Annotated in this window: 22 protein-coding genes; 9 read left to right on the forward strand and 13 right to left on the reverse strand. The window is 72.8% G+C overall.

Features of this window, described 5'->3' with window-relative positions:
- The first annotated feature begins 6 nt into the window (after positions 1-6).
- Together fabG and DQ384_RS37345 are read left to right on the forward strand one after the other, a co-directional pair.
- Positions 7-771: a 3-oxoacyl-ACP reductase FabG gene (fabG, locus tag DQ384_RS37340; RefSeq protein WP_114033604.1), complete on the forward strand. Its 765-nt coding sequence runs from the start codon at positions 7-9 to the stop codon at positions 769-771.
- A 79-nt stretch (positions 772-850) separates the two neighbouring features.
- Complete coding sequence (locus tag DQ384_RS37345; RefSeq protein ID WP_114033605.1) at positions 851-1,705, forward strand: GntR family transcriptional regulator; 855 nt, start codon at positions 851-853, stop codon at positions 1,703-1,705.
- A gap of 6 nt (positions 1,706-1,711) precedes the next feature.
- On the opposite strand, the gene DQ384_RS37350 is transcribed toward DQ384_RS37345, so the two are convergent.
- From DQ384_RS37350 to DQ384_RS37360, 3 genes are read right to left on the reverse strand one after another with little or no spacing between them, the layout of a single operon-like run.
- The gene (locus tag DQ384_RS37350) at positions 1,712-2,365 is read right to left on the reverse strand and encodes a hypothetical protein (RefSeq protein ID WP_220183348.1); all 654 of its coding nucleotides are present in this window, start codon (positions 2,363-2,365) and stop codon (positions 1,712-1,714) included.
- Positions 2,366-2,380: 15 nt separating this feature from the next.
- Positions 2,381-3,022, reverse strand: coding sequence for a response regulator (locus tag DQ384_RS37355; protein ID WP_114033607.1), 642 nt, complete (start codon positions 3,020-3,022; stop codon positions 2,381-2,383).
- Entirely contained in the window at positions 3,013-4,251 is a 1,239-nt protein-coding gene (locus DQ384_RS37360; RefSeq protein ID WP_114033608.1) for a sensor histidine kinase, read from the reverse strand. The genes DQ384_RS37355 and DQ384_RS37360 overlap by 10 nt, the downstream gene beginning before the upstream one ends.
- A 247-nt stretch (positions 4,252-4,498) precedes the next feature.
- Here DQ384_RS37360 and DQ384_RS37365 point away from each other — a divergent pair, with 247 nt between their 5' ends.
- The 3 genes from DQ384_RS37365 (at position 4,499) to DQ384_RS37375 (ending at position 7,606) form a co-directional block, all read left to right on the forward strand.
- Positions 4,499-5,278, forward strand: coding sequence for a bestrophin-like domain (locus tag DQ384_RS37365; protein ID WP_114033609.1), 780 nt, complete (start codon positions 4,499-4,501; stop codon positions 5,276-5,278).
- Positions 5,275-6,018, forward strand: a complete 744-nt coding sequence (locus DQ384_RS41855; RefSeq protein ID WP_181871629.1) for a hypothetical protein — start codon at positions 5,275-5,277, stop codon at positions 6,016-6,018. The genes DQ384_RS37365 and DQ384_RS41855 overlap by 4 nt, the downstream gene beginning before the upstream one ends.
- A 262-nt stretch (positions 6,019-6,280) precedes the next feature.
- Positions 6,281-7,606 (forward strand): extracellular catalytic domain type 1 short-chain-length polyhydroxyalkanoate depolymerase, encoded by a 1,326-nt coding sequence (locus tag DQ384_RS37375; protein ID WP_114033610.1) that lies wholly within the window; start codon positions 6,281-6,283, stop codon positions 7,604-7,606.
- 251 nt (positions 7,607-7,857) lie between these two features.
- On the opposite strand, the gene DQ384_RS37380 is transcribed toward DQ384_RS37375, so the two are convergent.
- From DQ384_RS37380 to DQ384_RS37400, 6 genes are all read right to left on the reverse strand, one after another.
- Positions 7,858-9,048, reverse strand: a complete 1,191-nt coding sequence (locus DQ384_RS37380) for a TIGR03118 family protein (protein WP_114033611.1) — start codon at positions 9,046-9,048, stop codon at positions 7,858-7,860.
- Between the two features lie 111 nt (positions 9,049-9,159).
- Positions 9,160-10,011 (reverse strand): ABC transporter permease, encoded by an 852-nt coding sequence (locus DQ384_RS37385; protein ID WP_114033612.1) that lies wholly within the window; start codon positions 10,009-10,011, stop codon positions 9,160-9,162.
- The gene (locus DQ384_RS37390; RefSeq protein ID WP_114033613.1) at positions 10,008-10,907 is read right to left on the reverse strand and encodes an ABC transporter permease; all 900 of its coding nucleotides are present in this window, start codon (positions 10,905-10,907) and stop codon (positions 10,008-10,010) included. The genes DQ384_RS37385 and DQ384_RS37390 overlap by 4 nt, the downstream gene beginning before the upstream one ends.
- A complete protein-coding gene (locus DQ384_RS43880; RefSeq protein ID WP_281274184.1) occupies positions 10,907-11,041 on the reverse strand; it encodes a hypothetical protein in 135 nt (44 codons plus the stop codon). Before DQ384_RS43880 ends, DQ384_RS37390 begins: the two co-directional genes overlap by 1 nt.
- Positions 11,038-12,015: an ABC transporter ATP-binding protein gene (locus DQ384_RS37395; protein WP_220183349.1), complete on the reverse strand. Its 978-nt coding sequence runs from the start codon at positions 12,013-12,015 to the stop codon at positions 11,038-11,040. Before DQ384_RS37395 ends, DQ384_RS43880 begins: the two co-directional genes overlap by 4 nt.
- 52 nt (positions 12,016-12,067) lie before the next feature.
- A complete protein-coding gene (locus DQ384_RS37400) occupies positions 12,068-13,282 on the reverse strand; it encodes an extracellular solute-binding protein (protein ID WP_114033614.1) in 1,215 nt (404 codons plus the stop codon).
- Between the two features lie 230 nt (positions 13,283-13,512).
- Between DQ384_RS37400 and DQ384_RS37405 the strand changes: the two genes are divergently transcribed.
- The gene (locus tag DQ384_RS37405) at positions 13,513-14,427 is read left to right on the forward strand and encodes a dihydrodipicolinate synthase family protein (protein WP_114033615.1); all 915 of its coding nucleotides are present in this window, start codon (positions 13,513-13,515) and stop codon (positions 14,425-14,427) included.
- Positions 14,424-15,158, forward strand: coding sequence for a ribonuclease activity regulator RraA (locus DQ384_RS37410; RefSeq protein ID WP_220183350.1), 735 nt, complete (start codon positions 14,424-14,426; stop codon positions 15,156-15,158). Before DQ384_RS37405 ends, DQ384_RS37410 begins: the two co-directional genes overlap by 4 nt.
- Positions 15,159-15,248: 90 nt before the next feature.
- On the opposite strand, the gene DQ384_RS37415 is transcribed toward DQ384_RS37410, so the two are convergent.
- Together DQ384_RS37415 and DQ384_RS37420 are read right to left on the reverse strand one after the other, a co-directional pair.
- On the reverse strand, positions 15,249-15,923 hold the full coding sequence (locus tag DQ384_RS37415) for a GntR family transcriptional regulator (protein WP_114033643.1): 675 nt from the start codon (positions 15,921-15,923) through the stop codon (positions 15,249-15,251).
- A 54-nt stretch (positions 15,924-15,977) separates the two neighbouring features.
- Entirely contained in the window at positions 15,978-16,424 is a 447-nt protein-coding gene (locus DQ384_RS37420; protein ID WP_114033616.1) for a winged helix-turn-helix transcriptional regulator, read from the reverse strand.
- A gap of 127 nt (positions 16,425-16,551) precedes the next feature.
- Here DQ384_RS37420 and DQ384_RS37425 point away from each other — a divergent pair, with 127 nt between their 5' ends.
- Positions 16,552-18,018, forward strand: coding sequence for an MFS transporter (locus DQ384_RS37425; protein WP_245967055.1), 1,467 nt, complete (start codon positions 16,552-16,554; stop codon positions 18,016-18,018).
- Positions 18,019-18,115: 97 nt separating this feature from the next.
- Here DQ384_RS37425 and araD read toward each other — a convergent pair whose 3' ends face one another.
- A complete protein-coding gene (araD, locus tag DQ384_RS37430; protein WP_114033618.1) occupies positions 18,116-19,840 on the reverse strand; it encodes an L-arabinonate dehydratase in 1,725 nt (574 codons plus the stop codon).
- A 128-nt stretch (positions 19,841-19,968) separates the two neighbouring features.
- Positions 19,969-21,087, reverse strand: a complete 1,119-nt coding sequence (locus tag DQ384_RS37435; RefSeq protein WP_114033619.1) for a hypothetical protein — start codon at positions 21,085-21,087, stop codon at positions 19,969-19,971.
- Positions 21,088-21,334: 247 nt separating this feature from the next.
- Between DQ384_RS37435 and DQ384_RS37440 the strand changes: the two genes are divergently transcribed.
- Entirely contained in the window at positions 21,335-22,849 is a 1,515-nt protein-coding gene (locus DQ384_RS37440; protein ID WP_220183352.1) for a glutamate-cysteine ligase family protein, read from the forward strand.

Raw genomic sequence — 22,849 nt, forward strand, 5'->3', positions numbered from 1 at the left:
GTACCCATGTTCACCTCAGTGGCCGGACGGTCCGTCGTCGTCACCGGCGGCAGCAAGGGCATCGGCAAGGGCATCGCGCGGGTGTTCGCGGCGGCCGGAGCCAACGTGCTGATCGTCGGCAGGGACGAGGACGCCGCGAGGGCGGCGGCCCGCGAGCTCGGCGTGTCCCACCTCGCCGCCGACGTCGCCAAAGCCGAGGAGTGCGCGCGCATCGCCGCGACGGCGGCCGAGCGCCACGGCGGCGTGGACGTGCTGTGCGCCAACGCCGGCGTCTTCCCCGACAAGCCGCTCGCCGAGATGACCGAGGCCGACATCGACCACGTCCTCGGCGTCAACCTCAAGGGCACCATTCTGTGCGTCCAGGCGTGCCTGCCCGCGCTGGAGGCATCCGGGCGGGGCCGGGTGATCCTGACCTCCTCGATCACCGGCCCGGTCACCGGCTACCCCGGGTGGTCGCACTACGGCGCCAGCAAGGCCGGCCAGCTCGGCTTCATGCGCACCGCCGCCATGGAGCTGGCGCCGAAGGGCATCACCGTCAACGCGGTCCTTCCCGGCAACATCCTCACCGAGGGACTGGTCGGCAACGGGGAGGACTACCTGCGTGGCATGGAGGCCGCGATCCCCATGCGCCGCCTCGGCGCGCCCGAGGACATCGGCAACGCCTGCCTGTTCCTCGCCACCGACGAGGCGTCCTACATCACCGGCCACTCCCTGGTCGTGGACGGCGGGCAGATCCTCCCCGAATCCCAGGAGGCGCTGGCGCTCATGTGATCTAATCGGGCGATCCCTCGGATTCTGCCCTGGTTCGACCCCATGGCGCGATGCGGCGCCGAGGCGAGAAAGGAACCACGTGTCACGCGACCAGGGAGACGAGACCGCGGTGGACGCCGCCCGGCGGGCGATCCTCGCGCTCATCTCGACCGGCGAGCTGGAGCCGGGGCGCCGGCTCGGGTCGGAGCGGGAGCTGTCCGCCCGGCTCGGGGTGAGCCGGGCCACCCTGCGCCAGGCGCTCGGCGCGCTCGCCGACCTCGGCGCCGTCCGCAGGGTCCCCGGGCGCGGCGGCGGCACCTTCGTCAGCAAGCCGAAGGTCGAGCGTGACCTGTCCAGCGTGGTGGGCGTGCCCGCGCTGCTGCGCGAGCAGGGGTTCACCGCCGGGTCGCGGGTGGTCGGCGCCGGCATGGTCGCCGCGGACGAGCCCACCGCCGCCGCCCTGGCCGTGGAGCCGGGCGACCTCGTCACCGAGATCGTGCGCATCCGCCTGGCCGACGGTGAGCCGTTGTCGCTGGAGAACGCGCGCTTTCCCTCGCTGCGCTTCCCCAACCTGCTGGAGTTCCCGCTCGGCGGCTCCATCTACGACCTGCTCGCCGAGCGGTACGGGGTGCGGCCGGTGGAGGCGATCGAGAGCATCGAGGCCGTCCCCGCCGGGCCGCACGAGGCGGCGGTGCTGGACGTGGCGCTCGGCATCCCGCTGCTCGCCATCGCCAGGACGACCTTCGACGCCTCCGGCCGGCCCTTCGAGTTCTCCCACGACCTTTTCCGTGCCGACCGCACCCGCATCCTGGTCCGCACCCAGGGCGCGGCGGGCACGGCCGACTCGGCGCGGGCGCGCGGACGGCTGATCGATCTGAACCACATGCCCCGACGGGCTTCGGGCGGCGTCCCCGTTCCTCCGGTGATGCCCGGCGTATCGGATATGTCAGGCTGACCGGCCTCACGGCCCGGCGACGTCGCCGGGGCTCGCCTGGACGCCGCCGCGACACGACGAGGCGGAGGGCTCGGCCGGAGCCGGCGGGGCGGACGGCCTGAGGGGAACCGAGGCGGCGGGGGAGGGCCGTCGGGACGCGGAGGGCTTCGGGGAGGGCGTCGGAACGGGCGCCGTCGTGGCCGCCGGCAAGGGACAGGTGACCAGGCCGTCCGGCGCCACCATCCTGACCCGCACCGTGGGCGGCACGCTCAACGTGTAGACGGCCCCGCACGCGGGCCCGTCCGGGCCGGGCCGGCAGGCCAGCCGGACGCGCAGCGTCGTGCCGCCGCCCCACGACTCGCTGAACTCGCGGTCGGTCTCGCGCCAGGTCACCTCCCGCCGGATCGTGAGCCTGCCTTCGGCGCCCCGGGCGACCCTCACCTCCACCGGCCCGTCCGCGTCGACCACGATCAGCGGGGCCGTGATCGCGTAGGCGACCGTCGAGATCTCGGTCGTCACGCGGCCGAGGTCCGCCGAGTCGTACGACCGCGCGCCCAGCCCGTACGCGCCGGGCAGGCGGAGGTCGTTCCAGATCGCGAAGGCGATGCCGAACACCGCGAGGGCGGAAAGCGCCCCTCCCACGATGATCCAGCCGGTGCGGACGGCGCTGCGCATGGCCACGTCTTCCAGAGCCCCTCAGATCTTCAGGAAGCGCAGGACGGCGAGCACCCGCCGGTGGTCCTTGTCCGCGCCGGACAGGTCGAGCTTGGCGAAGATGTTGTTGATGTGCTTGCCGACCGCGCCCTCCGAGATCACGAGGGCCTCGGCGATGCCGGTGTTCGACCGGCCCTCGGCGATCAGCGCCAGCACCTCGTACTCACGGCGGGTGAGCCGGTCCAGCGGGTCGCTGTGCCGGCGGACGAGCAGCTGGGCCACCACCTCCGGGTCCAGGGCGGTGCCGCCCGCCGCCACCCGGCGCAGCGCGTCCAGGAACTGCTCGACGTCGGCGACGCGGTCCTTCAGCAGGTAGCCGATGCCGCTCGTCTCCGTCGACAGCAACTGGGTCGCGTAGCGCTCCTCGACGTACTGCGACAGGACGACGATGGGAAGCCCCGCCCAGCGGCGGCGCAGCACCAGCGCCGCGCGCAGCCCCTCGTCGGAGTGGCCCGGCGGCATGCGAACGTCGGTGACGACCAGGTCGGGCACGTTCTCCTCGCAGGCGCGCAGCAGCGCCTCGGCGTCGCCCACGGCGGCCGTGACCTCCATGCCGGCCGAGCCGAGCATCCAGACCAGGCCCTCCCTGAGCAGGACGGAATCTTCGGCGAGCACTACGCGCACGGCATCTCCACGCTGATCGTCGTCGGCCCGCCCTGCGGGCTGTCGAGCCTCAGTGTGCCGTCCACCGAGCCGACGCGCTGCGCCAGCCCGCGCAGCCCCGTGCCCGCATCCGGGTCCGCGCCGCCCCGGCCGTCGTCGAACACCACCACGCGAAGGAACTCCCCTTCCCGCAGCACGGTCACTTCGGCGGCGGACGCCCCGGCGTGCTTGGCGACGTTGGCCAGCGCCTCGGACACCACGAAGAACGCCACCGCCTCGATCGTGGGGGAGACCCGCTCGGGCACCTCCACGCGCAGCCGGACGGGCAGCGAGGCGCGTGCGGCGAGCCCGGAGAGCGCCGCGTCCAGGCCCTCGTCGCTCAGGACGGCCGGATGCAGGCCCCGCACCAGGTCGCGCAGCTCCTTCAGCGCGTGCTTGGCCTCCTCGTGCGCCTGCGCGATCATGTCCCGGGCCGCCTGCGGCAGGTCGCCCGACGTCGCGCGCGCCATGCCGAGCTTCATCGCCAGCGACACCAGCCGCTGCTGCGCCCCGTCGTGCAGGTCGCGCTCGATGCGGCGGCGCTCCGCGTCCGCGGCGTCGATCACCTCGGCCCGGCTCTCGCGCAGCGACTCCACGCGCGCGGCGAGCTGGTCGCTGATGCTCGGCCCGAGCAGCGCCTCGGCGGCGATCACGTCCAGCGAGGTCACGCCCTGCGCCAGCCACGGCCCGGCCACGGCCAGCGCCCCGGCGACCAGGGTGAACAGCGCGGCGAGCCAGCGGTCCCCGAGCCCCCAGAAATGCACGGCGACCGCGCCCATCACCAGGCCTCCCGACCAGGTCGCGATGACCCCGGCGAACCCGACCCCGCTGATCAGCGGGGACAGCAGGTGGTAGGCGACCTGACGCCACAGCGTGGCCGAGCGGGCGCGGCGCAGCAGCCGCATAGCGATGTTGCCCTCCCAGCGGCGCCGGGGCAGCGGAGGGATCTCGACGCCGAGGTAGGCGGCGAACCTCAGGCGTTGCAGGCGGGTGAGCAGCGGCAGGACCCACATCAGCAGCAGCGAGCCCGCCACCGGCACCCCCAGCGTCCACACGAAGATCACCGACACCGCGCCGACGCCCAAGATGAGCGACAGGGCGAGCACTCCCAGGGGGACGCCCGCCACCAGGTGGAACATGCGCAGCCAGGACCGCGCCGACCAGTGGGCGCGTACCCGGTCCCAGGGGGTGGTCACCTCGGCGACGCTCATGTCCTCACCGTAGAGACACCCGCCCCGATGCCGACATGGCCCACGCCTCCCCGATCACGGTGGTGCCAGCCTCCCCTCGGCCCGTCCACTATGGCGGATCGCTTCCCTCGGCGATGCGGTGGGCCGGGGCACAGGGCACGAGTTATGCACATCTGCGCGATCGGCGTCCGAAGTCATTACGTAATGTGATACCTATGTCACGGCATGCGATCAGCAACGGGCGCAGCGTCCCTGGCAGAAAGTGGCTATGCAGATGGTGATCCTGGTCAGCGTACTCGCGATCCTCGCGGCCGTCGGCGTGGTGGCCGTGGCCGCGTTTCTGTTCCGGCGGTTCGGCGGCGGCGCCGACGACCTCGACCCGAACGGCCCCTCGGCCGGACACTCCGGGTCGATGCTGTCCTCGCTGTTCCTGCTGGTGTTCGCCATCGCGATCGTCGTGCCGTGGGCCACGGCCGACTCCGCGCGCCAGAACACCTACGCCGAGAGCCAGGCGGCCGTCGAGTCCTACTGGTCCGCCGCCCGTCTTCCCGCGCCCGCCGGGCCCCAGGTGCGGCAGCAGGTGCGCGACTACCTGGACTTCGTGGTGCGCCGCGAGTGGCCGCTCATGGCGTCCGGCAAGCTGAGCGAGGAGGGCACCACGCGGCTGGAGGCGCTGCGCACACAGGTGAACGGCCTGGTGCTGAGCGACGACGACGCCAAGGCCGCCCGCGGCGAGCTGCTCGACGAGATGCGCGACCTGTCCGCGGCCCGCCGCCAGCGAGCGGCCGACGCCGCGGCCAAACCCCCCGCGGGCGTGCTTCCCCTCGCCGTCCTGACCGGCCTCATCGTCATCGTCTTCCCCTTCCTCGCGGGCGCACGGCCTCGGGGCAGGACGCTGGTGCCGCTCATGGTGATGTCCGGGCTGCTCGGCCTCGGCGTGTTCCTCGCCTGGCAGATCTCGCACACCTTCGCCAGCGGCCTCGCGGTCGGCCCCGACGCGTTCGAGGCCGCGCTGTCCGAGGTGCGGCGACTGCCCTGGAGCGGGTGACCGTGCCGGCCCTCCGCGCCACCGCGCTGCTCACCGCCCTCTCCCTCTCCCCTCTGGCCCCGATCTCCGCCTCCGCTCCGGAGCCCTCGATTCCCTCCCAGGCCGAGGACGCCCGGCGGGTGGCCGACGTCGAGGTCGGCGTGGGGGACGGGGACGGGCTGATCACCGTCTGCCTGGACGTCGACGTGGTGGTGAGCCTGCGGGTCGGGCTCAGCGTCGGCGGCCCGCCCCTCTGCCATCGTCCGCCGCCGGAACCGGCCCCGCCGCCCGAGCCCCCGCCGTCCTCCCCGCCCACCCCGGAGCCGACGCTCGCCCCCACCCCCGAGCCGTCCCGGCCGCCCAGGCCGACCCCGCCCGCCCCGGCACCCTCCGCCCCGGCTCCGACCGCTTCGGCCCCGCGACCGACCTCCACGCCGCGTCCCGCGCCCACGGTCACGCCCACGCGCGGCCCGGCGCCGCCGGTGGTCCCGTCGCCGAGGCCGCCAGTCCGGCCGCCGCTGGCGCTGCCGCGGGTCGTGCCGCCGCCGGTGCGGCAGGCCCCCGAGCCCACGCCCGCGCCGTCCCTGCCGTCCGCCGCGCCGACGCCCTCGCCGGCCACGTCCTCGGGGCAGGTCCGCGCGGCGCGGGCGCACGGCCGGATGCCGCGCCGCCACGAGCCGCTGGGCACGATCATGGTCGTCATCGTGCTGTCACTGATCATCGCGCTGGTCGCGGGCGCCGCGTTCGCGGCGATCCGGTAGCGCGCCCGGCGGGCTCGTGACGGGCCGCGAGACGGACCCTGAGGGAGGTGGCGAGGGGAGGGATCCGAAAGTTTCATCGTCCTGAGCCCGGGGAGTCGTCCCGGGCCAGGTCATGGTATGGCCCTCGCAGAGATGATGGAGGTCGTCTTGTTCTCCGAAACATTCCGGCCCATACTCCGAATGTTTCGGCCCGAGCTTCGACGCACCCGGAGTCGCAGGACCGAACAGCGGGTCGATTTCCTCCCACGCTGAAGGACCAACCATGAGGATCAGAACCAGGCTGCTGAGCGCCCTCGCGGCCGCCGCGGCGCTCGTCGTCGCGGGGTTGACGCTGGCGCCTCCGGCCGCGCCGGCGTCGCTGACCGAGGTGACCGGCTTCGGTACCAACCCGACCAACCTGCGCATGCACCTGTACGTGCCGAACAACGTGGCGGCACGGCCGCCGATCCTGGTGGCCGTGCACTACTGCACCGGCTCCGGCCCCGCCTTCTACTCGGGCACGGAGTTCGCCTCCCTGGCCGACCGCTACGGGTTCATCGTCATCTACCCCTCGGCGACCAGGAGCGGGAGCTGCTTCGACGTGTCCTCGCCCCAGGCGCTGCGGCACGACGGCGGCAGCGACCCGGTGGGCATCGTCTCGATGGTCAGGTACGTCCAGCAGCGCTACAACGCCGACACGGCACGGACGTACGTCACCGGAGCCTCGTCGGGCGGAATGATGACGAACGTCCTGCTCGGCGACTATCCGGACGTGTTCAAGGCCGGCGCCGCCTTCATGGGCGTTCCGTTCGCCTGCTTCGCCACCACCGACGGGTCGAGCTGGAACAGCGCCTGCGCCAACGGCCAGGTCACCAAGACCCCGCAGCAGTGGGGCGACCTGGTCCGCGGCGCGTACCCGGGCTACACCGGAGCCCGTCCGCGCATGCAGATCTGGCACGGCACCGAGGACACGACGCTGCGCTACCCGAACTTCCAGGAGTCGATCAAGCAGTGGACCAACGTCCACGGCGTGAGCCAGACCCCCGTGTTCACCGACCAGCCGCAGGCGAACTGGACGCGCACCCGCTACGGTGACGCGGGCGGCCAGGCGCCGGTCGAGGCGGTCAGCATCCAGGGCGTCGGGCACAGCCTGCCGCTGAGCGGCATGGCCGCCGAGGCGATCCGCTTCTTCGGCCTGAACGGCACGACGCCGACCCCGACCGTCACCCCGACTCCGACCGTCACACCGACCGTCACGCCGACGCCGACGGTCACCCCGACGGCCCCGGCCGGCGCCTGCCGCGTCACCTACACGATGCAGACCTGGAACACCGGCTTCACCGCCTCGGTGACGATCGCCAACACCGGTTCGAGCGCGGTCAACGGCTGGACGCTGGCGTTCACCCTGCCGAGCGGGCAGACCGTCACCTCGGCCTGGAACGCGACCATCTCGCCCGCCGGCGGGCAGGTCACCGCCAGGAACGTGAACTACAACGGCGCCATCGCGCCGGGGTCCTCGGTCAACTTCGGCTTCCAGGCCGGCCACACCGGCGACACCGGCAAGCCCTCCGCGTTCACTTTGAACGGGACCAACTGCTCGGTGGCATGACGCACCGGCCGGCCGGTCCTCCGGGCCGGCCGGTCCTCCGGGGCCTGCGGGCGCCCGGCGTGGTGGGCGGACTCCCGGCCGAGGGGGCCGGGACGTCCGAACGACCGAAAGCCGGCTGCGGGGCGCGCCACCCCGCAGCCGACTTCCGCTCATTCGGGCGGGTCGTGCCGTACTTCGAGAGCTGTGATGGTGTTTCCTCAGGTCACGGGAGCCCTGGTGTCAGCGGCTCGGTGGTCGCCCACCTCCTTTCGTCAGTAGGAGTTGGAGTTGGAGGTCGGTGAGGCTGACGCGCTGGGCGAGGCCGACGGCGTCGCCGTGGTGTTCGCCGCGTCGGACGGCATGATCAGGCCGACCAGGCCGTGCTGGGCCTTCTGGATCCCGGCGGAGAACCACAGGGCGTTCTCGCCGCCGCTCTCCGCGGTGCCCGGCTCCAGGTCCCACAGGCCCTCGATCGCGATGGCCCTGCCGTCGGACTTGCGCAGCGCGCCGATGTAGCGGCCGTTGCGGTAGGCGTTGATCCAGCCGTCGCCGAAGTTGCCGACGAGCAGCGCGCCGGCGTAGGCGCCGAAGCCCTGCGGGGCCTTGATCATGGCCCACGGCGCGTTGAGCGCGCCCCGGGCGGCGACGCGGCCGAGGAAGCGGCCCGTGGCCGAGAAGCGGCTGACGAAGCCGAAGCCCTTGCCGGCGATGGACTTGCCGGTCTCGGCGTCCCGCTTGGCGAAGGCGACGTAGACGGCGTTCCCCACGATCTCCACGTTGAACGCCGAGTAGGAGGACGGCAGGCCGCGGTCCTTGAACGCCCACCTCGACGTGCGCACCCGGCGGAAGTCGCCGTCGAAGACGTCGACCCGGTTGTGGGCGAAGTCGGCGGCGAGCAGGAAGTTGCCCCGGTTGGTGGGCATCATGGCCAGGCCCTTGTAGTCCGCGTTCCTGGTGAAGGCCGCGATGATCGCGCTACCGGGGTTGACCTCGGCGTTCCAGCCGGTGATGGCGCCGCTCGGGCTCGCGAAGATGAACGTGGCGGGCCCGCTCACGCCCTTACTGGAGATCTCGAAGTCCTCGCTGCCGTTGAAGATCTGCCCGGTCGGCGTGCCGCCGGGGATCGCGACCTCGGTCTTCTCCTTGGTGAGCTGGCTCGCGCCGCCCGAGTAGACGGTGGCCGAGCCGGTGCCGGCGTTGGAGACCCACAGCGTCTTGCCCATGGCCAGGCCCCAGGGGTTGACGAGCTTGGGGTCGGTCACGTCGGCCTTGCCCGCGACGTCCGAGATCAGCGGCAGTTCGGTGAACCGCGTGCCCGCGTGTGTGGTGGTGGTCTTGGCGGTCTCCTTGGAGCGGGACTTCGAGGTCTGGGAAGACTCCGAGGTGGCGTGCGCGGGGATCGTGCCGGTGGACAGGCCCAGGACGAGTGCCGCAGCGCAGAATGTGACGATGCGTGGCCGCATCAAGGCCTCCTATGTCGTCTGCATGTGCGTACGGACGGAGGTACGCGGCCCTTTCGGAAGCGGTTCAAACGAATTCGCGGTGACTTCGTCCGCGCGGGCTGCCCGTGGGGCTCACTCCGGGGTGACCTCCTTCACCTGGGCGACGATCTGCGTCGGGTTGACGAACATGAGGGCGAGCACGAGCAGGGCCGAGGAGAGCAGGGTGTAGACGACGGCCATCGCGTCGATCGCCTGCGCGGCGCGGATTCCTGGGGTGAAGGCCGCGCTGTACAGGGCGACGATCAGCGTCTGGCTGTCGGGGCCGGAGACCAGGAAGGTCAGCTCGAACATCGCGACCGTGCGGACGAGCACGAGGATCCCCGCGGCGAGGATGCCCGGGACGACCAGCGGGACGAGGACGCGCGTGAACACCTGGCGCGTGCCGGCGCCGCACATGCGGGCCGCCGACTCGAGGTTGGTGTCGATCTGCTCGATAAACGGCGTCAGCACCAACACGACGAACGGCAGCGCGGGCACCAGGTTGGCCGCGATCACCCCGGACATCGAGCCGGCGAGGTGGAACTTGTACAGGACGGTGGCCAGCGGGATGCCGTAGGTGATGGGCGGCAGCAGCACGGGCAGCAGGAGCAGCAGCATGACGGGCCGCTTGCCCGCGAAGTCGCGCCGCGCCAGCGCGTACGCCGCCGGCACGCCGAGCAGTAGCGCGAGCCCGACCACGGCGAGGGCGACGAGCAGGGTCACCGTCAGCACCTGGGCCAGCCCGAACTCCCGCCAGGCGTCGGTGTACCAGGCGGTGGTGAACGCCGAGGGCAGCCAGGAGCCGAACCAGGTCACCGCGAACGAGTTCACGACGACGGAGAGGATCAGCGCCGCCAGGTTGAGCAGGAAGAACGCCACGCCGCCCCAGACGATCCACGCGTAGGGGCCACGCCATCCGGCGCGGCGGGGGGTGGGTACCGTCACGCGCCCTTGCCTCCCGTCGAACCGGTGTAGAGACGCCCGCACCACAGCAGCACGAGGACGATCACGAGGAGCTCGAAGACGCCCATGAGGACGGCGATCGTCGCGGCCATCGAGTAGTCGTACTTCTCGAACGCCGCCTGGTAGGCCGCGATGGCCATCACGCGCGTCTCGTTCGCGGGCTCGCCGACGAGGTTGGCGGACGGGAACACCGAGAAGGCCAGCACGAACGCCAGGATGAACGTCGTCGCGAGTCCGGGCGTGAGCAGCGGCAGCGTGATGTGCCTGACCCGCTGCCAGGGGCCCGCGCCGAGCGTGGCGGCCGCGCGCTCCAGCGTCGGGTCTATGCCCGACATGTACGAGAGGACGAGCAGGAACGCGAACGGGAAGCCGGTGATGAGCAGCGAGAACAGCACGCCCCAGTAGTTGTAGATCAACCGGATGGGCTCGTGGACGAGGCCGATGTCCAGCAGCACCCGGTTGAACCAGCCCTTGGGGCCGAGGTAGCGCAGCAGGCCGTCGGCCACCAGGACGGTGCCGAGCGTGACCGGCAGCACCAGGATCGCGGTGAGCGGCCGCCGCCCCCGGAAGCGGCCGCGCAGCCGGTAGGCGATCGGCACCGACGCGCCCACGTTGACGAGCGCGGCGGGCAGCGCGAGCCGCATCGTCTTCCACACGGTGGAGCTCTGGTAGGAGTCGCGGAAGAACGCCTGGTAGTTGGCGAGCACCCCGCCCCCGGCGCGCGGCTGGAGCGACAGGCCGACGCCGTAGAGCATGGGGTAGAGGAACAGCAGCACGAGGACCAGCACGGCGGGCACCAGCAGCAGGAGCACCCGGTCGATGCCGCGCTCGGCCAGCCGGTGCCGCAGCACGACCCGCGCGGCCCCGGTGGCGGCCATCACGCGACCGCCTCCGGGGCGTCATCGGCGCCGAAGACGAGGACGCGGTCGGCCGCGACGCTCAGCTCGATCTTCTCGCCCGGCCGCACCCGGTCGGGGACGCGGAAGTGGACCACCCTGCCCGACTCGGTCACCCCTCCACGGCCATCTCGCGGCCGTGGAACTCGGCGACCTCGACCGTGACGCGGATCGCGTTGGCCTGACCCGCGCCGACGCGGAAGTCGTCCGGGCGGATGGCTGCGACCGCCGTGGGCCCGCCGAAGGGCTCCTGCGCCACGCCGATCAGCCGCAGCCCCGGTTCGGCAAGGATCACGCGGCCGCCCTCGTGGGCGATCACCGGCAGCTCCAGCAGGTTGCGGTAGCCCATGAAGCCCGCGACGTAGGTGTTGACGGGGTACGTGTAGACCTGCTCGGGCGAGCCGATCTGCTCGACCAGGCCGTGGCGCAGCACGACGACGCGGTCCGCCAGCGCGAGCGCCTCCTCCTGGTCGTGGGTGACGTACACCGTGGTGAGGCCGAGCGACTGGTGGAGCCTGCGGATCTCGGTGCGCATCTGCAGGCGCAGCTTGGCGTCGAGGTTCGACAGCGGCTCGTCCATGAGCACTAGGCGCGGGCGGATCACGATGGCCCGGGCGATGGCGACCCGCTGCTGCTGGCCGCCGGAGAGCCGGCCGGGCAGCTTGTCCGCCTGGTCGGAGAGCTCGACGAGCGCGAGGGCCTCGTCCACGCGCCTGGCCATCTCGGGCTTGGGGATCCCCCGGACGGCGAGCCCGAACCCGACGTTCCCGCGCACCGGCAGGTGGGGGAAGAGCGCGTAGTTCTGGAAGACCATGCCGAACCCGCGCTTCTCCGGAGGGAGCGGGTCGATGCGCTCGTCGTCCAGCCAGATGCTGCCTCCGGTCAGGGGGAGGAGCCCGGCGAGGCAGTTCAGGGCGGTCGACTTGCCGCAGCCGGACGGGCCGAGGAGGGCGATGAACTCGCCGCCCTCGATCGTGAGGTCCAGCCGGTCCAGAGCCGTCGTGGATCCGAACCGCCGGGACACCCCGTCCATCCGCAGGGCACGGAAGCCGCCGCGTATCTTTCCGGGGAGTACGGATTGGTGTGTCACGCGTTCCTCGCAGCGCTGCCGTGGGTGCGGTATGAGGGGCGGGGACCGGGGGTCACGACTTCTTCACCTTGTCGCCGCCGATCTCCTTGTCCCACTTGTCGAAGGCAGCCACCAGCGCCTTGGCGTCGAGCGGCACGGCCTTGGGGTTCTGCTCGATCAGCCGGTCGTACTCGGGCCGGCCGAAGTCCTTGATCGCCTGCCGGCTCTCCGGCGGCGCCATGGCGAGGGTCACGCCCTTCACCGCCGGGCCCGGGTAGAAGTACCCCTTGTCGTAGGTGACGGCCTGCTGCTGCGGTGTGAGCGCGAACTTCATCAGGTCCAGCACGACGGCCAGCTTCTCGCCGGTGATGCCCTTCGGGACGACCATGTAGTGCGCGTCGGTGACCCAGGTGAAGCCCTCCAGCGTCTGGGTCCTGAAGTCCTTGGGCACCTGGCCGAGCACGCGCGGGTTGATGTCCCAGCCGGTGGTCGACAGGATGATGTCGCGGGTGCCCTCGCCGAGCTCCTTCATGGTCTGGGAGGTGCCGGTCGGGTAGTACTCGATGTACCGCCCGAGGTCCTTGAGGTACTTCCAGGTGTTGGCCCAGCCTGCGACCGGGTCCTTCGGGTCGCTGTCCTTCAGGATGTACGGCAGGCCCATGAGGAACGTGCGGCCGGGCCCTGAGTTGGCCGGGCGCGCGTACTCCAGCTTCTTCGGGTGCTCCTTGGCCCAGGCGAGCAGGTCGGCGGCCGTCCTCGGCGGGTCCGGGACGGTGGCGGGGTTGTACTCGATCAGCGGCCCCGACGGGTAGTACGTGACGATGAGGCCCCGGCCCCGCGCGAGCTCCAGCATCTTCGCCGCGGGGTCGAGATAGCCGCCGGTGCCCGGCAGCTTGTCCTTGTACTTGCCCGCCAGGTCGACCCACAGGTTCTGCTCCAGGCCGGAGGCCAGGCCGTCGGTGCCGGTGAGCACGAGGTCGATGTCCAGGCGTCCGGCGTCCTGCTGGGCCTTGACCTTGCCGGCCAGCTCGGGGGCGGTCACCTTCGTGTACGTGATCTTGCTGACGGTCTTGGGGTGCGCGGCCTTGTAGTTGTCGAAGATCTGCTGGGTGAGCTGCAGGTTGCCCGCGACGTCCACGATGTTGAGCGTCACCGCGTCGCCCGGCATCTTCACGTCCCCGGCGGCGGGTTCGGGGACGAAGCCCGCGCCGGCGTCCGGCGCCCCGCAGGCGCCGAGGACCGTCAGTGCGAGAAGACCCGCCAGGGCGGACGATCGGGGAGATCTCATGGGGGGTGAACCTCCTTCGGCGCGCCGCGAGGCGCTGCGAGCACAGGATCAGCCCGGGGGTCGCCGTCCTGCCGGGAACGAGCGGCCGGGCGGCCCGGTCCGGCTGGTGACCGAGCCGCTCGGCTGTGCGCACCCCAGAATGAAAACGATTGTGAGAGATGTCAATAGGTCGGCATGACGATGTACTGATATACCAGATCTCAGCAGCCACCCACGAAGGGGAGATCAGGATGCTGGATGACGTCAGGCGGGCGCTCGGCTCGGTGGTGTCCGTGCCGGTCACGCCGTTCGACGAGCGGGGCGCGATCGACGAGCCCGCCTTCGCCGCCGTGGTGACCCGCATGGTCGCGGCGGGCATCGGGACGGTCACGCCCAACGGCAACACCGGCGAGTTCTACTCGCTGTCGGTCCCCGAGTTGCGCCGCGTGGTCGCGATGACGGTCGCGGCGGCGGGGGAGGCCACGGTGATCGCGGGCGTCGGCCACGACACCGCGCGGGCCGTCGAGCTCGCCACCGAGGCGGCGGGCCTCGGGGCGCACGGGGTCATGGTGCACCAGCCCGTGCATCCCTACCAGACCGAGACCGGCTGGGTCGACTACCACCGGGCCGTCGCCGAGGCCGTCCCGGGGCTCGGCGTGGTCTGCTACGTGCGCTCGCCGCTGGTGACCGCGAGGGCGCTGAAGGCCCTCGTGTCCGCCTGCCCTAATGTGGTCGGCGTGAAGTACGCCGTTCCCGATCCGGTGCGGTTCGCCGAGAACGCCGCGGAGCTCCCCGAGGTGGCGTGGGTGTGCGGGCTGGCCGAGAGCTGGGCGCCGTTCTACTGGACGGGCGGCGCGCGCGGCTTCACCTCCGGCCTGGCCGTCATCGCCCCCGAGCGGTCCCTGGAACTGCTGGCCCGTCTCCAGGACGGCGACCAGGAGGGGGCGATGGAGCTGTGGGCGCGGCTCAAGCCGATCGAGGACCTGCGCGCCCGGCACGGCAACGGTAACAACGTCTCGGTCCTGAAGGAGGGGCTGGCCCAGCTCGGCGTCTGCCGCAGGGACGTGCGCCCGCCGATCTCCCCGCTCACCGACGCCGAGCGCGACGAGGTCACGGCGATCCTGAAGTCCCTCGACCTGGAAGTGCGGAAGGGAAGGGCCGCGTGAGCGAGCTGCGGGAACCCCTGGACGCGGACGTGCTGGACGCGCTGCGCCGGGTGTCGACGGCGACGGTCACCACACAGTTGTTCGCCCGGGGGCTGCGCAACACCTTCATGCAAGGGCTTCGCCCGCTCAATCCCGGCCACACCCGCATGGTGGGGGAGGCCTTCACGCTGCGGCACATTCCCGCGCGCGAGGACCTCGACGTGCTGGCGGTCTTCAAGGACTACGATCACCCGCAGCGGCTCGCCGTCGAGTCGGTGGGGCCGGGTCAGGTGCTCGTCATGGACTGCAGGGGGCAGACCCGGGCGGCCTCGATCGGCGGCATCCTGGCCACGCGCCTGCTGCGGCGCGGCGTCGCGGGCCTGGTCACCGACGGCGCGGTGCGCGACTCGCCGTTCTTCGCCGAGCTGCCGCTGCCGGCCTTCGCCGCCGGGGTGTGCGCGACCACCAACCTGGCCCGCCACCACGCCGTCGACCTGCAGGTGCCGATCGGCTGCGCTGAGGTGCCCGTCTACCCGGGCGACGTCATCGTCGCGGACGCCGAGGGCGTGGTCTGCGTCCCCCGCCACCTGGCGGCGGAGATCGCGCGCGACGCGTCGGCGCAGGAACGGCTGGAGGAGTTCATCCAGTCGGAGGTGGACGCGGGCGCCCCCCTGCGCGGCACCTACCCCCCGGACGAGGTCACCCTCCGCCGCTACGAGGCCAGGCTCCAGGACCCGGACGCCTCTCGCTGACCCGGGCGCCCCTTCCCGCGGAGCCGGCACCGGACGGCGCCGCGGGACGGATCGCCGTGGCCGGGATGGCCGGCCACGCGCGCCGGCCTGTCAGCTCGCCGGCGTACGGGACAGGTGGGTGACGGAGCGCTTGATGTGCGCCCTGGTCAGGCGTTCGGCCAGGGGCGCGTCGCCCCGCTCGACGGCGGCCAGGATGTTCTCGTGCTCGGTGAACTCCTCGCGCCACGTCGGCCAGTGCCGCCACAGCACCGTCACCGTGCCGAGGGCGGCGAGGTTCTGCAGGTCGTCCAGCTGGGCGGTGACCAGCTCGTTGTCACAGGCGTGGTACAGCGCGTGGTGGAACCGCCGGTTGGCCAGGCTGAGCGCCGTCGGGTCGTCGCCCGACAGCAGCCCGCCCGCCTCCGCGAGCGCCTCGCGCGCCTCCCGCACGGTCGCCGGGTTCGCGAGCCGGGTGGACGCCGCGACGGCCCACGGTTCGAGCAGCAGCCGCACCTCGTTCGCCTTGCGCAGGTCGGCGGCGTCCAGCACGCGCACGCTGACCCCGCGGTTCGGGCTGATGACGACGAGCCCGGTCGAGGCGAGGCTGATCAGCGCCTCGCGCACCGGGGTCTTGGACACCCCGAGCTGCTCGGCGAGCCTGCGTTCGACCAGCGTCTCGCCGGGCTTGATGCGGCCGGACAGGATGGCGGCCCGGATCGAGTCGGCGACGAGGTCGGTGCGCGTGGTCGACCGCGCCACCGGCCGCAGCGCCGGCTCCTCTGACATGTCGTACACGGGTATATCGTCGCGCACCCGGAGCCCGGGTGCGGCCTGGCGGTGTCAGGCGTCCGCGTGGGCCTCGGACTCCAGGGCGGCGCGGGCGTCGTAGGCTGCGCGGGCGGCCGCGATCTCGGTCTGGTGGGCCTCGGTCCAGGTGACCAGGGCCTTGATGGTCTCGTGCAGCGTGGCGCCGAGGGGTGTGAGCGCGTAGTCGACGCGGGGCGGCACGGTGGCGTGCACGGTGCGGGTCACCAGGCCGTCGCGTTCGAGATGGCGCAGGGTGCGGGTCAGCATGCGCTGGCTGACGCCGTCGATCCTGCGGCGCAGCTCGGTGAAGCGGAGGCTGCGCTGGTCGAGCAGCGCGATCACGAGCAGTGACCACTTGTCGGCGATCCGGTCCAGGATCTGCCGGACCTCGCAGTCCTCGCGGGTGTCCCACTGAAGGACGTCGAAGTCGTCGCCGGTATCACAGCAGTGACCGAGGGACTTGGAAGTGCCGTCTTCCATGGTCATCGATGGTGCCTGATGATGCTGCCAGTTACAAGAGGGAACCGACGGTCGTTTCGGTAACCGTCGTCGGTCCGGTGCTTGGAACGGTTTCGTCGTTTCGCGTCACAGGGAGAGGAGTCGGCTCATGTCCACATTCGGGGGCCATCCGGACGGCGGCAGAGACCTCGGTACGGACGGCCGTATGGGCGCGCGTGCCTGGGGGGTGTTGTACGTGCTGTGCGGTGCGATCTTCCTGGAGGGCATCGACGTGGCGATGCTGAACGTGGCGCTGCCGTCGATCCGGGCCGACCTCGGCCTGTCGACCGGGATGCTCAGCGGCGTGGTCAGCGCCTACGTGCTCGGCTACGGCGGCTTCATGCTGCTGGGAGGCCGCGCCGCCGACCTGCTGGGCCGCCGCCGCATGTTCCTGCTCTGGCTGACGGTCTTCCTGGTCTTCTCGGGCCTCGGCGGGCTGGCCACCGAGGGGTGGATGCTGCTGGTCGCCCGGTTCGTCACCGGGGTCGCGGCGGCCTTCATGGCCCCCGCCGGGTTGTCGCTGGTCACCGCCCACTTCCCCGAGGGACCGCGGCGCACCAAGGCCCTCGGCGTCTACGCCGGGACGGCCGCGGGCGGGTTCTCGCTCGGCCTGGTCGCCGGCGGGCTGCTGGCCTCGCTGGGCTGGCGGTGGGTGTTCTTCGCGCCGGTCATCCTGTCGGCGCTGATCCTCGCCGCCGCCGTGCCGCTCATCGGGCGCGAGGACGCCCCGCCGCGCCCGGCGGGCGGGTTCGACCTGGCGGGGGCGCTGGTCGTCACCGGCGCGATGCTGCTGCTGGTGTACGGAGTGGTCCGCCTGGAGCACCCCGGCAACGACTGGGCCGGCACGGCGGGCGCGTTCGCGGGCGGGCTCGCGGCGCTGGGCGCGTTCGCCGCGATCGAGCGCCGCTCGGCCGCCCCGCTGGTCCGGCTCGGCATCCTGCGCTCGGGTTCGCTCGTCCGTACCAACGCCGGGGCGCTGCTGTTCATCGGCTCCTTCGCCGGGTTCCAGTTCCTGGTCACCCTGTATCTGCAGGAGCTGCGCGGGTGGAGCGCCCTGCAGACGGGCCTGGCGATGCTGGTCGTCGGCGTCGACACCGTGCTCGCCCCCACGCTGACGCCCCGGCTGGTGGCCCGCTTCGGCAACCTGCGCGTGCTGTTCGGCGGGCTGGTGCTCGCGGCCGTGGCCTACGCGCTGTTCCTGCCGGTCGGCCCGGACTGGGCCTACGCCGCCATGCTGCCCACGATGGCGCTGCTCGGCCTGGCCTTCTCCCTGGCCTACGGCCCGCTCACCATGGCCGCCACCGACGGCGTCGCCGAGCACGAGCAGGGCCTGGCCGGTGGCCTGCTCTACACCGCGATGCAGTTCGGCACCGCGCTCGGCCTGTCGGCGGTGACGGCCGTGAACGTCGGGGCGCTCGCGGGCGGCTCGCCGCAGGACGCGCTCGGGGCGCTGCGGGCCGCGCTGGTCGTCCCGGTGACGGCAGCGGTCGTCGCGGCGGTCGTCACCGCGTTCGGCCTGCGCACGCGCGGTTCCGTCCCCGCGCCGGAACCCGCGCCCGCGGAGAGCCTGACCTGACCCGCGAGAGGGCCTGACCCGACCCGCGAGACCGCCTGGACCGGGGCGCGGGTTGGCCAGACCTCACGCGCGGGAGGACACCGGCGCCGGGCGCGGGTCACTCGGTGTCGGGTTCGGGGGCGCCTCCCGCGCCGAGCAGGAAGTCGAAGTCGCAGCCCTCGTCCGCCTGCAGGATGTGCCGGTCGAACAGCGTGCCGTACCCGCGCCGGTAGACCGTCTCCGGCGGCGTCCAGGCGGCGCGGCGGCGGGCCAGCTCCTCCTCCGGGACGTCCAGGGAGAGGCGCCGGGCCTCGACGTCGAGCGTGACGGGGTCGCCGTCCCGGACGAGGGCCAGCGGGCCGCCCACGTGGGACTCGGGCGCGACGTGCAGCACGCAGGCGCCGTAGCTCGTGCCGCTCATCCGCGCGTCGGAGATGCGCAGCATGTCGCGGACGCCCGCCTTGAGCAGGCGTTCGGGGATGGGCATCATGCCGTGCTCGGGCATCCCGGGGCCGCCGCGCGGCCCCGCGCCGCGCAGGACGAGGACCGAGTCGGCGGTGATGGGCAGGCTCTCGTCGTCGAGGCGCCGCATCAGGTCCCGGTGACCGTCGAAGACGACGGCGGGGCCGGTGTGCCTCAGCAGCCGCGGGTCGGCGGCGACGTGCTTGATCACGGCCCCGGACGGCGCCAGGTTGCCGCGCAGGACGGCGAGCCCGCCCTCGGCCGACAGCGGGTCGTCCCGCGTCCGGATCACCTTGTCGTCGTAGACCTCCGCGCGGGCGAGCTCCTCGCGCAGGGGCCGGCCGGTCACCGTGGGCCGGTCGAGGTGGAGCAGGTCGGCGATGCGCGACAGCAGCCCCGGCAGGCCGCCGGCCAGGTAGAAGTCCTCCATGACGTAGGTGCCGCTCGGGCGCAGGTCGGCCAGGACGGGCACGCGGCGCGAGGCCTCGTCGAAGTGGTCCAGCGTGAGCGGCACGCCGCTGCGGCGGGCCATGGCGATCAGGTGGATCACCGCGTTGGTCGACCCGCCGAGGGCGAGGACGGCCGTCACGGCGTCGGCGTACGCCTGCTCGCCGAGGATCGCGGAGGGGCGCAGGTCCTCCCAGGCCAGGTCGACGGCGCGCCTGCCGCTCGCGGCGGCCATGCGGCTGTGGGCGGAGGCCACCGCGGGGATCGAGGCGGCGCCGGGGAGCGTCATGCCGAGCACCTCGGCCACCGAGGTCATGGTGGAGGCGGTGCCCATCGTCATGCAGTGGCCGGGGGAGCGGGCGATGCCCTCCTCGACCCCGCTCATGACCTCGTCGCCGACCAGCCCGGCCCGCTTGTCGGCCCAGTACCGCCACATGTCGCTGCCGCTGCCGAGCACCTGGCCCCGGAAGCTGCCGGGGATCATCGGCCCCGCCGGCACGTAGATCACCGGAAGGTCCATGCTGATGGCCCCCATGAGCAGGGCCGGGGTGGTCTTGTCGCACCCGCCCATGAGCACGGCGGCGTCCACGGGGTGCGAGCGCAGGAGCTCCTCGGTCTCCATGGCCAGCAGGTTGCGGTAGAGCATGGTCGTCGGCTTCTGGAACGTCTCCGAGAGCGACATGACCGGCAGCTCCACCGGGTAGCCGCCCGCCTGCCACACCCCGCGCTTCACGTCCTGCGCGCGCTCGCGCAGGTGGAGGTGGCAGGGGTTGAGCTCGCTCCAGGTGTTCAGGATGCCGATGACGGGCTTGCCCAGGTGCTCCTCGGCGGACAGGCCGAGCTGGCGGGTCCTCGCGCGGTGGCTGAAGGACCGGAGACTTTCGGTGCCGTACCACCGGTGGCTTCTCAACTGCTCAGGGGTCAGACGCTGCATTGGTCACCTCGTATCCTGATATATCACGGGTGACCGTCCGGCCGGCGTCGTGGGTGGGACCGTGGTGGCCGTGCGCCTTTCCGATCCGTGCGCCTTCTCCGGCTCTGTACGCTCCTTCGCGTCCTTCCCTAGCCGTTCGCCGCCCGCACGGCGTCGGCGAGCATGCCGTGACGGGCCGGGCCCGCCAGGCCCGCGTGGTACAGGTGGATCTCCTGGGCGCCCGCCTCGGCGAGCCGCCGCACGTGCGGGCCGATGTCCTCGTGGCGCACCGGCGGCAGCACGGTGACGTACGCGCCCACCGCGACCTCGGCCGGGACCGCGTGGCGCGCGAGCCGCACCCGCTCGGTGGCCTCGGCCGTGACCGGCCAGGCCTGCACGACGACCGTCTCGGCGTCCTTGCCGGCGTCCGGCGTGAGTCCGGGGTTCGCGCCGGTGGCCCACGGGTCCGGGTTGCCGTGCAGGCTGACGCGCAGTCCGGGCAGCGCGGCGATCACCTGACGGCGCAGCGCGTCGGCCGCCTCGTGGCGTACGGCCAGCAGCGCGGCGGCGGTGCCGGGGTCCAGGTCGTGCTCGTGCGAGCGGACGGCGGCGCGCAGCTCGCGCGTGGCGCGCTCGGGGTCGACGCCGCGCGCCGCCCAGCCGGCCTGGCAGGCCGCGCAGCAGCAGACCGACAGCATGCGGCGCGCCCGCGGGTCGTACGCGCCGTCGGTCTTCTCGTGGTGGCCGCCGTGGTCGGTGCCGAGCTGGCCGCACGCCTCCAGCAGCACGCCCGCCAGGGGCAGGTCGCGGACGGTCTCGGCCGCGAGCGTGGCCGCGTACTCGCGCACCTCGGCATGGGAGGGGCACAGGGCCCACGGGTAGTGCTGCCCGAAGCAGTTGACGACGCTCACGTCCGGCGCGGCCTCGCCGACGCGCGAGCTGTGGGTCAGGACGATCCACGCGGTGACCGGCACCCCGGCGGCGGCCAGGACGCGCGCGGCCGTGCCGAAGGAGTCGCGGTCGTCCATCCAGCCCGCGCCGTCCGGCACCAGGCGCCGTCCGGCCCAGGCCTCCTCGCGCACCGGCCGGTACAGCGCGGCGTGCCTCGCGTCCACGTAGGCGTGTTCCGGATGCCAGGGGGTCGCCGCCCTCACCGTGTGATAGGCGCCGGCGAGGTTGACCCCGTCGACGCCGAGTGCTTGTACCCGTCCGACGAACAGGGGATCGCCGACCACGTCCCACGGGTAGGCGTGTACGAGCACGCGCATAGCCACCGCCTCCCCACCAGGGCCCTCACCCAACACAATGGCGCTGTTCAGGCATACCGACTGGACGGTGCGGCGTCAATGGGTTCGCGTGATCTCGTTGCGCGGCCCCCGGCAGACCCGTCCGGGTCGTGGGGGCCGCGTACGTAGAGTCAAGGGTGGGGCTCCATCTCGGGTGTGAGGCATGAAACCCACCTGCCCGGACAGTTAGGGGGGCGACCGCCGACCGTCACTTGTGGGGGACGAAACGATGGGACAGCAGGTAGCCAAGGAGCGGTTCTCCGAGGCCGAGTACGCGCGCTTCGGCCGCCGCCTCGAGGACTCCCTGGTCGCGCTGCGCGAGCTGCTCGCCAGGCCCGGGTTCGGCGCCGGGCCGGCGAGCGTCGGAGCCGAGCTGGAGTTCTTCCTGATCGGCGAGAACGGGCGGCCGCTGCGGCGCAACAAGGAGGTGCGCGACGCGGCGGGCGACGAGCGGGTCGTCCTGGAGCTCGGCAGCTTCAACCTGGAGGTCAACCTGACCCCGCTGCCCCTGGCCGGGCGGCCGTTCACGGCGATGGAGGACGAGGCGCGGCGGATGACGCTGCTGGTGGACGACGCCGCGCGCACGGTGGGCGGACGCGTCGTGCCCATCGGCATCCTGCCGACGCTCAACGAGTTCGACTTCACCCGGGACGCCATGAGCGACGAGGTGCGCTACCGCGCGCTCAGCCGGGGCATGCGCCGGGTGCGCGCGGAGCCGTTCCGCGTGCGCATCGACGGGGCCGAGCGGCTGGAGCTGGAGGTCGAGGACGTGATCCTCGAAAGCGCGAACACCTCCTGGCAGATCCACCTGCGCACGCCGCCCGGCGACTTCGCCCGCGTCTACAACGCCGCGCAGCTCGCCATCGGCCCGGTGCTCGCGGTCAGCGGCAACTCCCCGTCCTTCCTCGGCCGCGACCTGTGGGAGGAGACGCGGATCGCGTTGTTCGAGGCGTCGGCCGACGACCGCGACATGGAGCGGCCCTGGCGCGTGGACGGCCGGGTCAGCTTCGGCTCCGGCTGGTTGCAGGGCGGCGCCGAGGAGCTGTTCGAGCAGAGCGTCCGCGAGTACGAGCCGGTCATGCCCGTGATGGACGAGGAGGACCCGCTGGAGGCCGTCCGCGCCGGCGGCCTGCCCCGGCTGGCCGAGCTACGGCTCCACCAGGGGACGGTGTGGCAGTGGAACCGGCCCGTCTACGACCCGGCGGACGGCGGGCACCTGCGCGTCGAGCTGCGGGCCCTGCCCGCGGGACCGACCTGCGCCGACATGGTGGCCAACGCGGCGTTCCTGCTCGGGCTGGTGGCGGCGTCGGCGGCCGCGCCCGGCTGGATCGACGGCTTCCCCTTCGCCGACGCCTACCGCAACTTCTACCGGGCCGCGCGCGCCGGGCTCTCGGCCGAGCTGGCCTGGCCGGGGCGCGCCGAGCCCGTGCCGGCCGCCGAGCTGGTCCTGGACCTGCTGCCGGTGGCCCGCGAGGGACTCGTCGCGGCGGGGGTGGACGGCGGCGAGGCGGACGAGCGCCTGGCGGTCGTCCGCGAGCGGGTGCGGACGGGGCGTACCGGGGCGGCCTGGCAGCGCCGCGCGCTGGCGGCGCTGGGGGACGAGCCGGGCGCCCGTGCCGCCATGCTGGCGCGCTACCAGGAGCTCGCCTTCACCGAGGAGCCCGTGCACACGTGGCCGGACGTGACGCCGGGCCTGCCGGAGGGCGAGAAGCGGGACGAGGCGGCGGACGTGACGGTGGCGTGA

Source organism: Sphaerisporangium album, from assembly GCF_003323745.1.
In the GTDB taxonomy this organism is placed as follows: domain Bacteria; phylum Actinomycetota; class Actinomycetes; order Streptosporangiales; family Streptosporangiaceae; genus Sphaerisporangium; species Sphaerisporangium album.